General features: G+C 52.8%; 12 protein-coding genes. 2 read left to right on the top strand and 10 right to left on the bottom strand.

The window, feature by feature from the left end; translation table 11 throughout:
- Positions 1-23: 23 nt before the first annotated feature.
- The 10 genes from rplS to trhA form a co-directional block, all read right to left on the bottom strand.
- Complete coding sequence (gene rplS / locus JNUCC32_RS04795) at positions 24-368, bottom strand: 50S ribosomal protein L19 (RefSeq protein ID WP_015736355.1); 345 nt, start codon at positions 366-368, stop codon at positions 24-26.
- Positions 369-602: 234 nt separating this feature from the next.
- Positions 603-746, bottom strand: coding sequence for a hypothetical protein (locus JNUCC32_RS04790; protein ID WP_192571258.1), 144 nt, complete (start codon positions 744-746; stop codon positions 603-605).
- A gap of 113 nt (positions 747-859) precedes the next feature.
- On the bottom strand, positions 860-6,706 hold the full coding sequence (locus tag JNUCC32_RS04785; RefSeq protein ID WP_192571257.1) for a collagen-like repeat preface domain-containing protein: 5,847 nt from the start codon (positions 6,704-6,706) through the stop codon (positions 860-862).
- 168 nt (positions 6,707-6,874) lie between these two features.
- On the bottom strand, positions 6,875-7,693 hold the full coding sequence (gene trmD, locus JNUCC32_RS04780; protein WP_096776715.1) for a tRNA (guanosine(37)-N1)-methyltransferase TrmD: 819 nt from the start codon (positions 7,691-7,693) through the stop codon (positions 6,875-6,877).
- A 3-nt stretch (positions 7,694-7,696) separates the two neighbouring features.
- Positions 7,697-8,218 (bottom strand): ribosome maturation factor RimM, encoded by a 522-nt coding sequence (rimM, locus tag JNUCC32_RS04775; RefSeq protein WP_009594996.1) that lies wholly within the window; start codon positions 8,216-8,218, stop codon positions 7,697-7,699.
- 112 nt (positions 8,219-8,330) lie between these two features.
- On the bottom strand, positions 8,331-8,561 hold the full coding sequence (locus tag JNUCC32_RS04770; RefSeq protein ID WP_006211360.1) for a KH domain-containing protein: 231 nt from the start codon (positions 8,559-8,561) through the stop codon (positions 8,331-8,333).
- A 21-nt stretch (positions 8,562-8,582) separates the two neighbouring features.
- Positions 8,583-8,855 (bottom strand): 30S ribosomal protein S16, encoded by a 273-nt coding sequence (gene rpsP, locus JNUCC32_RS04765; protein ID WP_006211361.1) that lies wholly within the window; start codon positions 8,853-8,855, stop codon positions 8,583-8,585.
- 48 nt (positions 8,856-8,903) lie between these two features.
- A complete protein-coding gene (ffh, locus tag JNUCC32_RS04760; protein WP_009594989.1) occupies positions 8,904-10,286 on the bottom strand; it encodes a signal recognition particle protein in 1,383 nt (460 codons plus the stop codon).
- A 21-nt stretch (positions 10,287-10,307) separates the two neighbouring features.
- Positions 10,308-10,664, bottom strand: a complete 357-nt coding sequence (locus JNUCC32_RS04755) for a putative DNA-binding protein (protein ID WP_096776717.1) — start codon at positions 10,662-10,664, stop codon at positions 10,308-10,310.
- A 138-nt stretch (positions 10,665-10,802) separates the two neighbouring features.
- Positions 10,803-11,450, bottom strand: coding sequence for a PAQR family membrane homeostasis protein TrhA (trhA, locus tag JNUCC32_RS04750; RefSeq protein ID WP_015736361.1), 648 nt, complete (start codon positions 11,448-11,450; stop codon positions 10,803-10,805).
- 411 nt (positions 11,451-11,861) lie between these two features.
- Here trhA and JNUCC32_RS04745 point away from each other — a divergent pair, with 411 nt between their 5' ends.
- Positions 11,862-12,890, top strand: coding sequence for a glycosyltransferase (locus tag JNUCC32_RS04745; protein WP_096776718.1), 1,029 nt, complete (start codon positions 11,862-11,864; stop codon positions 12,888-12,890).
- Positions 12,887-14,059, top strand: coding sequence for a glycosyltransferase family 2 protein (locus JNUCC32_RS04740; protein WP_192571256.1), 1,173 nt, complete (start codon positions 12,887-12,889; stop codon positions 14,057-14,059). The genes JNUCC32_RS04745 and JNUCC32_RS04740 overlap by 4 nt, the downstream gene beginning before the upstream one ends.
- The last annotated feature ends 2 nt before the right edge of the window (positions 14,060-14,061 follow it).

The following is a 14,061-nucleotide window of genomic DNA, read 5'->3' as shown; positions in this document are numbered from 1 at the left end:
AAGCCCCTTTTACCGCCTTGTAATTAACGACGAATTTCTTTAATTCTCGCTGCTTTACCGCGCAGTTCACGAAGATAATAAAGCTTCGCACGACGCACTTTACCACGGCGAGCCACTTCGATTTTATCGATTTTAGGCGAGTTGATTGGGAAAGTTCTTTCCACACCAACACCGTAAGAAATTTTACGAACGGTAAAAGTCTCACTGATTCCGCCACCGCGACGTTTAATTACTACACCTTCAAACAACTGGATACGCTCACGAGTTCCCTCGATAACCTTAACGTGTACTTTTAAAGTATCACCAGGACGAAAGCTCGGAATATCTTTACGAAGTTGTTCTTGAGTAATCGCTTGAACGATATTCATCTAGGACTCCCTCCTCTCACACAGGTGTTCTTGCATCTTCCGGAAACTCTATGTATTTCCTTCATTATCCGCAGCGGACCACCGTATTCACAACAAAAGAAATAATAACATATTTTGCTGACTGAATCAAGTATTTTATCTTTACACCCTCATCTATAAACCCGCTCAACGCTCACTGGTCTTTAAAAAACCACTTCCAGCATGAAGATCATGCCGGAAGCGGTTAGGCTGAACTTAATTTACGCTTTCTTTCGAGTCATGCAAGCCTTTGTGGCGTTTGCCATAGTATTCAAGGATGTCGTCTACCGTTTGGAATTGAACTTCAGTTTGGTTTGTTTCTTCTATTTTTGCTTCCTGTTGTTGTCGATGTTCTGTCATGACATGATGCCTCCCAGTAATCTCAAGTGTTTCTCCAGATACATATTACCCACCGAAGGAGACGATGCATCAACCATATTAAAAAAATTGACACTGAAGTATACAATACTGGGCTATGAGCCAATTCTAAAGATAGAAATTCTTGCAGCGGTTTGCGGTGCCGTTATCGATTTACTGACCGGCGATAAATTATAGAGCCCAACGGTATTACCTGCACTTAAATTGATGACGGCAGATCCTGATACTTCGGCGTTGGTTGAATTCGAGTTCATGTTCGCCGTATTTGTCGTATTACCGTTAACAACAATTCCGAAAGTATTAGGCGCCGTCGAACCCGTTTCAAGCGATATCTGCCAGTCAAAGTAGTAGAAGCCAGCTGTCACGATGGTCAGCGTCGTGGTACCGTTAAAGGTTACACCTTGAAGTGTGCTTGTTGAAAAAGTAACCGGCGAGTTGGTGGCCACATTTTGTATGACTCCATTGCTGGCATAGATCACACTACCGCCCACGAGGGTAGTAGACCCGGTTGGACCCGTCGGGCCTGCCGGACCTGTTGCTCCCGTTGCTCCTGTTGCCCCCGTTGCTCCTGTTGCCCCCGTTGCTCCTGTTACCCCCGTTGCTCCTGTTACCCCTGTTACTCCCGTGGCTCCGGTTGCTCCTCTTTCTCCTGTTGCTCCTGTGGCTCCGGTTGCCCCTGTTACTCCCGTTGCTCCTGTGACTCCCGTTGCCCCAGTTACTCCCGTTGCTCCCGTTGCTCCTGTGACTCCCGTTGCCCCCGTTGCTCCTCTTTCTCCTGTCGCTCCGGTTCCTCCGGTTGCCCCTGTTACTCCTGTTGCTCCCGTTGCTCCGGTTGCACCAGTTACTCCTATGGCTCCCGTTGCTCCCGTTGCTCCTGTTGCCCCCGTTGCTCCTGTTGCCCCTGTTACCCCCGTTGCTCCTGTTACCCCTGTTACTCCCGTGGCTCCGGTTGCTCCTCTTTCTCCTGTTGCTCCTGTGGCTCCGGTTGCCCCTGTTACTCCCGTTGCTCCCGTTGCTCCTGTGACTCCCGTTGCCCCCGTTGCTCCTCTTTCTCCTGTCGCTCCGGTTCCTCCGGTTGCCCCTGTTACTCCTGTTGCTCCCGTTGCTCCGGTTGCACCAGTTACTCCTATGGCTCCCGTTGCTCCCGTTGCCCCTGTTACTCCAGTTGCTCCCGTTGCCCCTGTTACTCCAGTTGCTCCCGTTACCCCCGTTGCTCCTGTTGCCCCTGATGCTCCTGTTACCCCTGTTACTCCCGTGGCTCCGGTTGCTCCTCTTTCTCCTGTTGCTCCTGTGGCTCCGGTTGCCCCTGTTACTCCCGTTGCTCCCGTTGCTCCTGTGACTCCCGTTGCCCCCGTTGCTCCTCTTTCTCCTGTTACTCCGGTTGCACCCGTTGCACCAGTTACCCCTGTTACTCCTGTTGCTCCCGTTGCTCCGGTTGCACCAGTTACTCCTGTTCCTCCGGTGGCTCCTGTGGCTCCTGTGGCTCCTGTGGCTCCCGTTGCCCCCGTTGCTCCTCTTTCTCCTGTTGCTCCTGTGGCTCCTGTGGCTCCGGTTGCCCCTGTTACTCCCGTTGCTCCCGTTGCTCCCGTTGCTCCTGTGACTCCCGTTGCCCCAGTTACTCCCGTTGCTCCCGTTGCTCCCGTTGCTCCTGTGACTCCCGTTGCTCCCGTTGCTCCCGTTGCTCCTGTGACTCCCGTTGCCCCAGTTACTCCTGTTGCTCCCGTTGCTCCCGTTGCTCCCGTTGCTCCTCTTTCTCCTGTTGCTCCTGTTACCCCCGTTGCTCCTGTTACCCCGGTTGCTCCTGTTGCACCCGTTGCTCCTGTTGTTCCGGTTGCTCCTGTTACCCCGGTTGCCCCTGTTACTCCAGTTGCACCTGTCGCTCCTGTTACCCCAGTTGCACCCGTGGCTCCTGTTACTCCTGTGGCTCCTGTTACCCCGGTTGCCCCTGTTACCCCAGTTGCTCCTGTTGTTCCTGTTACTCCTGTTGCTCCTGTTGCACCCGTTGCTCCCGTCTCCCCAGTGGCTCCTGTTACTCCTGTGGCTCCTGTTGCTCCTGTTGTTCCTGTTACTCCTGTTGCTCCTGTCGCACCCGTTGCTCCCGTCTCCCCAGTGGCTCCTGTTACTCCTGTTACTCCTGTTACTCCTGTTGCCCCTGTTACTCCTGCCGCTCCAGTTGCTCCTGTCGCTCCAGTTACCCCAGTTACTCCTGTATCTCCGGTTGCTCCTGTCTCTCCGGTTGCTCCCGTAGCTCCTGTTCCTCCTGCCGCTCCAGTTGCTCCTGTCGCTCCAGTTACCCCAGTTACACCTGTTGCTCCTGTTACTCCCGTTGCTCCGGTTGCCCCTGTTTCTCCTGTCGCTCCTGTTACCCCAGTTGCTCCTGTAGCTCCTGTTGCTCCTGTGGCACCAGTTTCTCCTGTAGCTCCAGTCTCTCCTGTGGCTCCCGTTACCCCTGTTGCTCCCGTGGCTCCTGTCGCTCCTGTTGTTCCGGTTGCTCCTGTTGCACCAATTTCTCCTGTCGCTCCTGTTACACCAGTTGCTCCGGTTGCTCCTGTTACTCCCGTTACCCCAGTTGCTCCTGTTGCTCCGGTTGCCCCCGTTGCTCCCGTGGCTCCGGTCGCTCCCGTTACCCCGGTTGCTCCTGTTGCTCCGGTTGCTCCTGTTACCCCCGTTGCACCAGTTTCACCTGTAGCTCCTGTCGCTCCTGTTACCCCAGTTGCTCCTGTCTCTCCGGTGGCTCCTGTTGCGCCTGTTGCTCCGGTTGCTCCGGTTGCTCCTGTTGCTCCTGTTGCTCCTGTTGCTCCTGCTGCTCCGGTTACCCCCGTTGCACCTGTTACACCAGTTTCACCTGTAGCTCCTGTCGCTCCCGTTGCTCCTGTTGTTCCGGTTGCTCCCGTTACCCCTGTTACTCCTGCCGCTCCTGTCTCTCCGGTTGCCCCCGTTACACCTGTCGCTCCCGTTTCACCTGTAGCTCCTGTTGCCCCTTTTTCTCCTGTCGCTCCCGTGGCTCCTGTTTCACCGGTCGCTCCTGTTGCTCCCGTTGCTCCCGTCTCCCCAGTGGCTCCTGTGGCTCCTGTTACTCCTGTCTCTCCGGTGGCTCCCGTTGCTCCCGTTGCTCCTGTTACTCCTGTTGCTCCTGTCTCTCCGGTGGCTCCCGTTGCTCCCGTTGCTCCTGTTGCTCCGGTTGCTCCTGTTGCTCCGGTTGCACCAGTTACTCCTGTTGCTCCCGTGGCCCCCGTTGCTCCTCTTTCCCCAGTCACACCTGTGGCTCCGGTTGCCCCTGTTACCCCGGTTGCTCCTGTTGCTCCGGTGGCTCCTGTTACCCCGGTTGCCCCTGTTACTCCTGTTGCTCCCGTGGTCCCCGTTGCTCCTCTTTCTCCTGCTACTCCCGTTGCTCCCGTCGCCCCAGTTGCTCCTGTTACCCCGGTGGCTCCTGTTGCACCCGTTGCACCTGTTGCCCCTGTTACTCCAGTTGCTCCCGTTACCCCCGTTGCTCCTGTTGCCCCTGATGCTCCTGTTACCCCCGTTGCTCCTGTTACCCCTGTTACTCCCGTGGCTCCGGTTACTCCTCTTTCTCCTGTTGCTCCTGTTGCACCCGTTGCACCAGTTACTCCTGTTGCTCCTGTTGCTCCGGTGGCTCCTGTTACCCCGGTTGCCCCTGTTACTCCAGTTGCACCTGTCGCTCCTGTTACCCCAGTTGCTCCGGTTGCTCCTGTTACTCCCGTTACCCCAGTTGCTCCTGTTGCCCCTGTTACTCCTGTGGCTCCCGTTACCCCTGTTACTCCTGTGGCTCCTGTGGCTCCTGTTACTCCTGTTGCTCCTGTCTCTCCGGTGGCTCCCGTTGCTCCTGTTGCTCCGGTTGCTCCTGTTTCTCCTGTCGCTCCTGTTACCCCAGTTGCTCCTGTAGCTCCGGTTGCTCCTGTAGCTCCTGTTGCTCCTGTGGCACCAGTTTCTCCTGTAGCTCCAGTCTCTCCTGTGGCTCCCGTTACCCCTGTTGCTCCCGTGGCTCCTGTCGCTCCTGTTGTTCCGGTTGCTCCTGTTGCACCAATTTCTCCTGTCGCTCCTGTTACACCAGTTGCTCCGGTTGCTCCTGTTACTCCCGTTACCCCAGTTGCTCCTGTTGCCCCTGTTACTCCTGTGGCTCCCGTTGCTCCGGTTGCACCAGTTACTCCAGTTACTCCTGTTGCTCCTCTTTCTCCTGTAGCTCCCGTTGCACCAGTTACTCCTGTTGCACCGATTTCTCCGGTTGCACCTGTTGCACCTGTTGCACCTGTTGCCCCTGTTACTCCTGTTTCTCCCATCGCTCCTCTTTCCCCAGTTACACCTGTTGCTCCCGTGGCCCCCGTTGCTCCTCTTTCTCCTGTTGCTCCCGTTACACCAGTTATTCCTGTTGCACCCGTGGCTCCTGTTACTCCTGTTACTCCTGCCGCTCCAGTGGCTCCTGTTGCTCCTGCCGCTCCAGTTGCTCCTGTTGCTCCTGTTGCTCCTGTTGCTCCTGTCTCTCCGGTTGCTCCCGTTGCTCCGGTTGCACCAGTTACTCCTCTTTCTCCTGTTGCTCCCGTTGCACCTATTGCACCCGTGGCTCCGGTTGCTCCCGTTGCTCCAGTGATACCTGTTGCTCCGGTGGCTCCGGTTGCCCCTGTCTCTCCGGTGACTCCCGTTGCCCCCGTGGCCCCTGTGGCTCCAGTCGCTCCTGTTACTCCTGTTGCTCCTGTTGCTCCCGTTGCTCCTGTTGCACCCGTGGCTCCTGTTGCACCAGTTTCTCCGGTTGCTCCTGTTGCTCCCGTTGCACCCATTGCACCCGTGACTCCTGTCGCTCCGGTTACCCCAGTTGCTCCCGTGGCCCCTGTGGCTCCAGTCGCTCCTGTTACTCCCGTTGCTCCTGTCGCTCCGGTTGCTCCTCTTTCTCCTGTTGCCCCCGTTGCTCCTGTTGCACCGGCTGCTCCCGTTGACCCTCTTGCGCCTGCTGCACCCGCCGCTCCTCTTGCACCTACCGCTCCTCTTGCTCCCGTCGCTCCCGTTGACCCCGCTGCCCCAGGAACACCCGGTACTCCTTGGGCACCTGTAGCTCCAGATTCGCCCGTCGGTCCCGTTAGATCTTGTACATTTTCAACGAAATCCTGCATCATCATACTTTGAACGCTCTCGGCACTTATTCTTGAAACAGATAACAAAGAAAACAACAACCCATTCCGATCAGTTGTCGGTATATCCAAAGTTGTTACCGTTTCTCCAAGCATATTGGTATAATTCATCAATCGATCATTCACTTGCATCGGAGACGCGCCTTCCACCAGTGATGCTATTACGTTCTGGGACGCTGTCTGCAGAGCTTCCCGCTGCGCTGCAGAAGCGCCCAAACGGGATACTTGTTGATTGATATCTTCAAAAACAACTCCTAATCTATTCGCGGATTCCATCCCTGGATTCGTCACTGCGTCCGCAATATATAACGGGAGATTATCGACCAAGTTGTGTAATGGGATCAAATCCATTCTTTCTTGTGCATAACCCCATCTGTTGAGCGAACTGCTAATTTCAAGAATGGATGATCTAATCAATCTTCCTATTCCGATGCGCTCGGCATAAGAAAGGATAAGTACTGCAAAAAAGTTTATTCGATCTATAATTTCTCTGCTATTGTTCATATTAGAAATAACTAATACTTGCTCAGCGGCCATTCGGATAAATCGCTTTTCGCTTTTAGATAGTGACATATTGGAAGACAACAACATTTTTTGGATCCGTCGAACTTGTCTTTTTAGACGAATGAAGTTTTCATGTACCGGTTGCTCAATGAATATGCGGACAAGTGCTCTCAATTGGCGAAACGACCAAACCAGGCGACTCAACCAAAGCTCTCTTAACCTCGTTCGCCTGGGCGCTATTTTTCGTGAAGGCGTGCACTTCAATTTGCCGCGATTTCCTCTCCGTGGGGAATCCAATATGCTTCACTCCTCGTTCTGCTTCTCTACGACTCAGCAAACACCCATATCTGCAGATTATTCACTGGGCGAACAATAGGTTCGAAATCTTACAGTTGAGCCGCAACAAAAAAAAGAGAAGGCCCATTTACGAGAAGCCCTCTCTTTTCGTCATCCAAGTTATTCGTTTCATTTTGCCTTGCCGCTTTGGGCACGTAATTTCTCAAGATACGCCGTATCCTGTTTCGAAAGCTCCAGTCCCTCCAATAATTCAGGGCGTCTTTCCCATGTTCGTTTAAGCGCTTGTTCACGGCGCCATACATCGATATTCGCATGATGACCGCTTAGCAAAATATCCGGCACTTTCCAGCCGCGGAACTCCGCCGGACGTGTATAGTGCGGGTATTCCAGCAGGCCCGTACTGAATGAATCCGTCACCGCCGAGGTTTCATTCCCAAGTACACCCGGCAGCAATCGGACGACGGAATCGATGACCACCATGGCCGGCAGCTCTCCGCCGGTAAGCACGTAATCTCCGATGGATAACTCATCCGTCACGAGAAACTCGCGGATTCGTTCATCGTAACCTTCGTAATGCCCGCATATAAACACCAGATGCTCTTCTTGAGACAGCTCTTCCGCCTTCTTCTGCGTAAAAGTCTCTCCTTGCGGGCACATCAGAATGACTCGCGGAGGCTTGGCTGGGCCGGTGATATCCGCCGAAATCTCTCCTGCAGGATGAGCTCCCTCCCCATGATTCGAAATCTCATTCGGATCCGAAGCGAGGATGTCCTCTACCGCAGCAAAAATCGGGTCCGGTTTTAACACCATTCCGCCACCCCCGCCATATGGCGTATCGTCGACCTGCCCATGCTTGTTCCCGGCATACTGGCGGAAGTTGATGGCATTCAGGTTCACGATTTCTTTCTCGGCCGCTTTACCCAGAATACTTGAATGGAACACGCCATCAAACATTTCGGGAAACAGCGTCAACACATCAATCCGCATGGACTATAACAACCCTTCCATAAGATGCACGCGGACAAGCTTCGATTCCTTGTCGACATCCAGTACGACATCCGGTATGGCCGGGAGTAGAATTTCTTTTCCCTTAGGCGTTTTGACAACCCATACGTCATTGGCGCCCGGCGTCAAAATCTCGGAAATCGTGCCAAGCTCCTCAGCCGGTTCCTCATCCGTCATCACCTTGCAACCAATGATCTCGTGGAAATAGTACTCGTTCTCCGGAAGCTCCTCCTGAAGATCCTCGGTGATTTTCAGCAGCGAGCCCTTATATTTTTCAGCCTCGTTAATCCCATGAAGCTCCTTGAATTTCAGGACATACATGTTTTTATGAAAGCGGGATGTTTCGACCGTTACTTCAATCTTATTCCCTTTGTCGGGAACGATATACAGCTTGCTCTTCGCGGCAAAACGCTGGTCGGCAAAATCCGTATGCGGCATGACCTTAACTTCGCCGCGAATGCCGTGCGTGTTCACGATTTTGCCTACGGTATACAACTTTTCAGACATGGTCTTCCTCCTGCATCACTTAATGAACGTTCTAAGCTGGTATGACCGGCTGATTTCTTCAGCATGTACGAAAAAGGGCTAGGACATGCATCCTAACCCCCTTTCGTATATTTTAAGAAATGATATCAACGGTCACCCGTTTATCCATTTTAACTGCCGCCGATGTAACGACTGTACGCAATGATTTGGCGATACGCCCTTGTTTGCCTATGACCTTCCCGACATCGTCAGGATGCACGTACAGTTCATATACAATCAAGTGCTCCTTCTCAACGGTTTTCACAGTCACATCTTCTGGATGATCCACTAAAGCCTTAGCAATAACGCGAACTAATTCTTCCATAGATAACCCTCGCGATCAGTCTTATTTCTGATGCTTCAGCTCATGAAACTTCTTCATTACGCCCGCTTTGCTAAGCAAGTTGCGAACCGTGTCAGATGCTTGCGCACCATTTTGAAGCCAGTTCAGTGCTTTCTCTTCATCGATCTTAACTTCAGCCGGTTGAGCAACCGGATTGTAATAACCGATTTCCTCGATAAAACGGCCGTCACGTGGGGAACGGGAATCAGAAACCACCACGCGGTAGAAAGGAGCCTTGTGAGCACCCATGCGTTTCAGACGAATACGTACTGCCATTTGAAAATTCACCTCCTTCAAAAAATGTCCATTCGATATAACCGGGGCTTAACGGAACGGAAACTTCATGCCTTTTCCGCCGGTCAGGCCCTTCAGCTGCTTCAAGGCCTTGTTCTTGCCGCCTTTAGGACCCATCATATCCGAGAACTGTTTCATCACGCGGCGCATTTCGTCAAACTGCTTGATGAGCCGGTTCACTTCAGCCAGCGAGGTTCCGCTGCCGGCCGCAATCCGTTTACGACGGTTGTGATTGATAATGTCAGGCTGCTGCTTCTCCGCCGTTGTCATGGAGTGGACGATAGCCTCGATGCGTCCCATCTGCTTCTCGTCAACCTTGAGATCCTTGGCTTGCTTCATCTTGCCCATGCCTGGAATCATATCCATCAGCTGATCCAGAGGACCGAGCTTCTTCACTTGATCCATTTGCTCCAAGAAATCCTCAAACGTAAATTCGGCATTGCGCATTTTACGTTCCATTTCCTTGGCCTTGTCCGCATCAATGTTCGATTGTGCTTTCTCGATAAGAGACAGCATATCGCCCATGCCGAGGATCCGCGATGCCATCCGTTCCGGATGGAACGGCTCGAGCGCATCAATCTTCTCCCCGAGCGCCGCAAATTTAATCGGACATCCGGTAACGGCCTTAACCGAGAGGGCAGCACCGCCTCGGGTGTCACCGTCCAGCTTTGTCAGCACGACGCCCGTGAGCGTCAGCTGCTGGTTGAAGCTTTCCGCGACATTCACCGCATCCTGACCCGTCATCGCATCAACGACAAGCAGGACTTCATCAGGATTCACCACGCTGTGGATCTGCTTCAATTCTTCCATCAGCTCTTCATCGACATGCAGCCGGCCGGCGGTATCGATAATGACATAATCGTGGCCGTTATCTTTGGCATGCTGCAGGCCCTGCTTCGCGATTTCAACCGGGCTTGTCTTGTCTCCTAAGGAGAATACCGGCACATTGATCTGATTGCCGAGCACTTCGAGCTGCTTGATCGCAGCGGGGCGATAGATGTCGCCTGCCACGAGCAGCGGTCGGCTGTTCTGCTTCTGAAGCAGCTTAGCCAGCTTGCCCGAGGTCGTTGTCTTACCGGCACCTTGCAAACCGGCCATCATAATGACCGTCGGCGGTTTATTGCTCTTCGCCAGCTTGGCTTGGCTTCCCCCCATCAACTCCGTCAGCTCTTTGTTAACGATGTCGATGATCACCATGCCGGGCGTAAAGCTGTCCATCACTTCCTTGCCGATGGCCTTCTCTTTTACTTTGGATACGAAATCCTTAACCACTTTGAAGTTAACGTCGGCTTCCAGAAGCGCGAGTCTAACTTCACGCATGGCGGCTGTTACATCTTCTTCGGACACCTTGCCTTTACCACGAAGCTTGCTGAACACATTCTGTAGTCTGCTGGTCAATCCTTCAAACGCCATATCCGCCACCTCCGTTCATACTTAATCCCATACTTTTAATCGTTCGACCATATCGGTCATTACATGCTTATCTTGTTCGTCCAGGTCGCTAGTCTCCACCATTTCCCGGAACTTATCCAGCTCTCGGACACGCGCCTCATGCTTGCTCAGGAGTCCCAGCTTCTCTTCATAAGACTCGAGCACCTGCTCTGCGCGCTTAATATGCTCATAGACGGCCTGACGACTAATCTCAAATTCGCCGGCGATTTCACCCAGGGAAAAATCGTCATGGAAATAATATTTCAAAAAGGTCTGCTGTTTCTCTGTCAGCAGCTGCTCATAGAAATCGAACAGCAAATTGATCCGGTTCGTCTTCTCGAGCCGATTCTCCTGACTCATTTAAGGGCACCCCCCTCGTCAAGGAAAAACACTTTACAGTTCGCTTAACGAACCTTATCATACAAAAAACGAAGAAGGATGTCAAGCCATTTCCCTTGTCATCCTTTATCATGCGCAGAAAGCCGTCTTCCCAGCGGTTCAACCGATAGGCAGAAGGTATATCAGTATCGCAAAAAAGTGGAGAATCGAGCCCGCCAGCACAAACAAATGCCAGATGGCATGATGGTACGGGAAGCCTCTCCATACATAGAAAATGGTACCCAGCGTGTACAGCACGCCGCCAAGAACTAGCAAATTCATGCCTTGAGGCGCGACTACCGCCGTTAACGGGTTCCAGGCAATGACGATCAGCCAGCCCATCGCAATGTAGAAAATCGTGGAGAGGAACAGAAACTTTTTGACAAAAAACGCTTTAAATACGACGCCGAACAGCGCAATGCCCCATACGATTCCGAAGAGACTCCAGCCCAGCGGCCCCCGGATGGCGACCAACAGGAATGGCGTATAGGTCCCCGCGATAAACAAATAAATGGAAGAGTGGTCCATAAACTCAAAGAAATCCTTGGCTTTCCCGTCCCTCAAGCCGTGAACGAGCGTTGAGCTCAAGTACAGCAGAAGCATCGTGGATCCGTAGATCGTAAAGCTCACAACATGCCAGGCTGTGCCCTTTAAGCTTGAAAAAACGATCAGGAGCACCAGCGCGGCAACGCTTAGCGCGGCTCCTATGCCATGCGTTATTGCGTTCGCTATCTCTTCTCTGCGCGGATAAGTGTAAGTATTGGCCATAACAGGTATCCTTTCGCTCTGAAATCTTATAGAGGTTGTTCAAAAAGTCATCTTTTGATCACGCAGCAGCACATGAAGCGACTTTTTGAACCCAACTTATACTTCATTATAAGCTCTGCCTGCATGCAAAATCCAGCGGACGCCCATATCAGCTTCTTTGCGGTAGGAACGAGCTCCGAACGCAACAAGTACCTTCTTGGAATTCGCGAACCTTCACTCTCCCTCGTTTTATATGAAAAGACAGGACCGAAACGTCATATTGAAGGCAATATATAGAATTTAATAGATTCGTTCCGGCCAGGGGAAAGCCTGTAGAAATCAACCATTTTTCAGCGATTCGGCGCATTCGTCCAATTCTATGAAGCTAGCATTGCATATATTATCCGGAGTACAAAGAAAGGAGGAAACCTCTTGGCTGTCATCATTTATCCGAGAACGATGAACTGGTCGTACATGAAACAGAGACCGCAGCAACTTATGGCGCAATTGGGCTCGCTTGGTCATCAGGTTTTCTTCGAAAACCTGGCCCCGCTCGATAAGGAGTTCAAAGAAATTGAACCGAATGTGTATCTGTTCACCGATACCAAAACGTTTCTGCACAAAAAGCTGCCTGCCCTCCGCAAAGAACATCCCATTGTCGTCTGGACCACCTGGTCTAAGCTCCGGACGCGCATTTCCACGCTTTTCAAGCCCGATATTACGATCTACGACTGCTGTGACGAATTTCCGCATTGGGCTAAATATGAACCGAAAATGATTGATGAGGCGGACCATGTCGTGTGTACCGCAGAGGTGATCCACACCCGGTTGTCCTTGGCTTATCCGGATAAACCGCTCACCCTGATCCCGAATGGAGCTGACTCTTCATTTTTTCATATTCCATTCAGCGAAAGACCCGCCGATCTCCCTCCGGGTCCTGTTGTTGCTTATATCGGAGCCTGGGCATATTGGGTGGATCATGAGCTGTTCGCTAAGGCCGCCCTTCGGTTTCCGAACGTCCAATTCGTTTCCATTGGTGCTCCTTACGGCAGCTCCGGCGATTATTCGAAGCTACCGAACGTGCATATTCTCGGGGAAAAGCCGCACCAGGAGCTGAAGCGTTACCTTACTCATATCGACGTTGCGTTGATTCCCTTCCAATACCATCCGATTACGCTCGCTACCAATCCGGTCAAAGCATACGAGTATATGGCTTCCGGCGTCCGGGTGCTGTCGACGGCGCTGCCGGAATGCATTGCCATGGAGCCGCACGTCACCACAGCGACGACCCATGATGATTTCTTGGGCAAGCTGGAAGCCATGCTGGATCTCCCCGATTCAGCAGAGCACAAGCTCGCCCGCATAGCCTACGCCAGAGAGAACCGCTGGGTTGAACGCGGATTGAAAGCCGATCAAGTCATCCGGCAAGCCATCATGGACAAAAGCATGAATGCCCAGTGATCCCTTACGCCACGATCCGTACGCAGCCGTTCGGCTATAGGTCCACCGATGCCGCATCTTATCGTGAGCGGGTCATTCAGGAAGTATCAGGGACAGACCGCGAGTGGATTTTATGGAGCTGCAGCTTGTCGTTTACCCATCGAGGATCGTCGGCTCTGGTCCCAATGCCGCTTCATATACCGGACCATGTCGTCTGTATATGTAGGAGCGGTGCCCCGATCTATTGGAGAAGAGCCTGGCTGCTTGCTGCCCTCGCCCGCTGGAATGACAAGCTTCCCGCTGCCAGATTTCTGCCTTATGATCTCCTGCCAGTCGATTCCAGCCTAACGTTACATCTGAAAGCTGCGCATTACCCACCGTATCAGAAGGAACTGGAGTATATTCTCCCCGTACTGTCTGCAACACGGAGGCAAGATAGCGCCGCTGGCCCCGAAGGGGCTTTATCTTCCAAACCGCCTCAGCAGCCAGAAGTCTCCATTCTCATGAGCATTTATAACATGAAGGACACTTTAGGCTGGAGCATTCGTTCCGTATTGGCGCAAACGAACGAAAACTGGGAGCTCTTAATCGGCGATGACGGCTCGGAGGACGAAAGTCTGAAGGAAGCCTGCGCTTTTCATGACGGTCGAATAAGGGTGATAACACAATCGCGTAACCGAGGAAAGGCGATCATGATGAATCGCCTGCTTACGGAAGCAAAAGGTCAATATATTCTGGAATTGGATGGGGATGATTGGCTGGCACCCGAAACGGTTGCTCTCCTATCCAAGGCGCTTGACAAAAATCCGGACGGGCTGATCGCCACGGGCAGATACGGATGCTGGGAACGAACCCGGCAGCTCGGTCCGTTATGGAGAAGGAATGTTGACTCCGGCAAGCTATATTCGATATACTCTCCGTCCTTCAATCGATCGCATGAACACGACCACCCGCTCGTTCCCCGAATGTACCGCAAATCTTCCCTGGTCGCCGTTGACGGCTGGTGGAATCGCGAGGATCGTTTCGGACGCATCTTCGAAGATATCGATGTGACCGCACGCGTTCTTAAACAAAGTTCGCCGATCTGTGTGGATGCGCTGTTGTATCATCGCGTCGTTTATGGCGGCAGCACCAGCCAACGAAGCCGCAGCCTCTACGAAGCCTGGTATCAGCAAACCATGCAGGGTTAGCG

This window comes from Paenibacillus sp. JNUCC32 (assembly GCF_014863545.1).
GTDB classification, from domain to species: Bacteria; Bacillota; Bacilli; order Paenibacillales; family Paenibacillaceae; genus Paenibacillus_AQ; species Paenibacillus_AQ lautus_A.
Note: the sequence above shows the minus strand (reverse complement) of the source record. Positions and strands in the feature narration are given on the sequence as shown.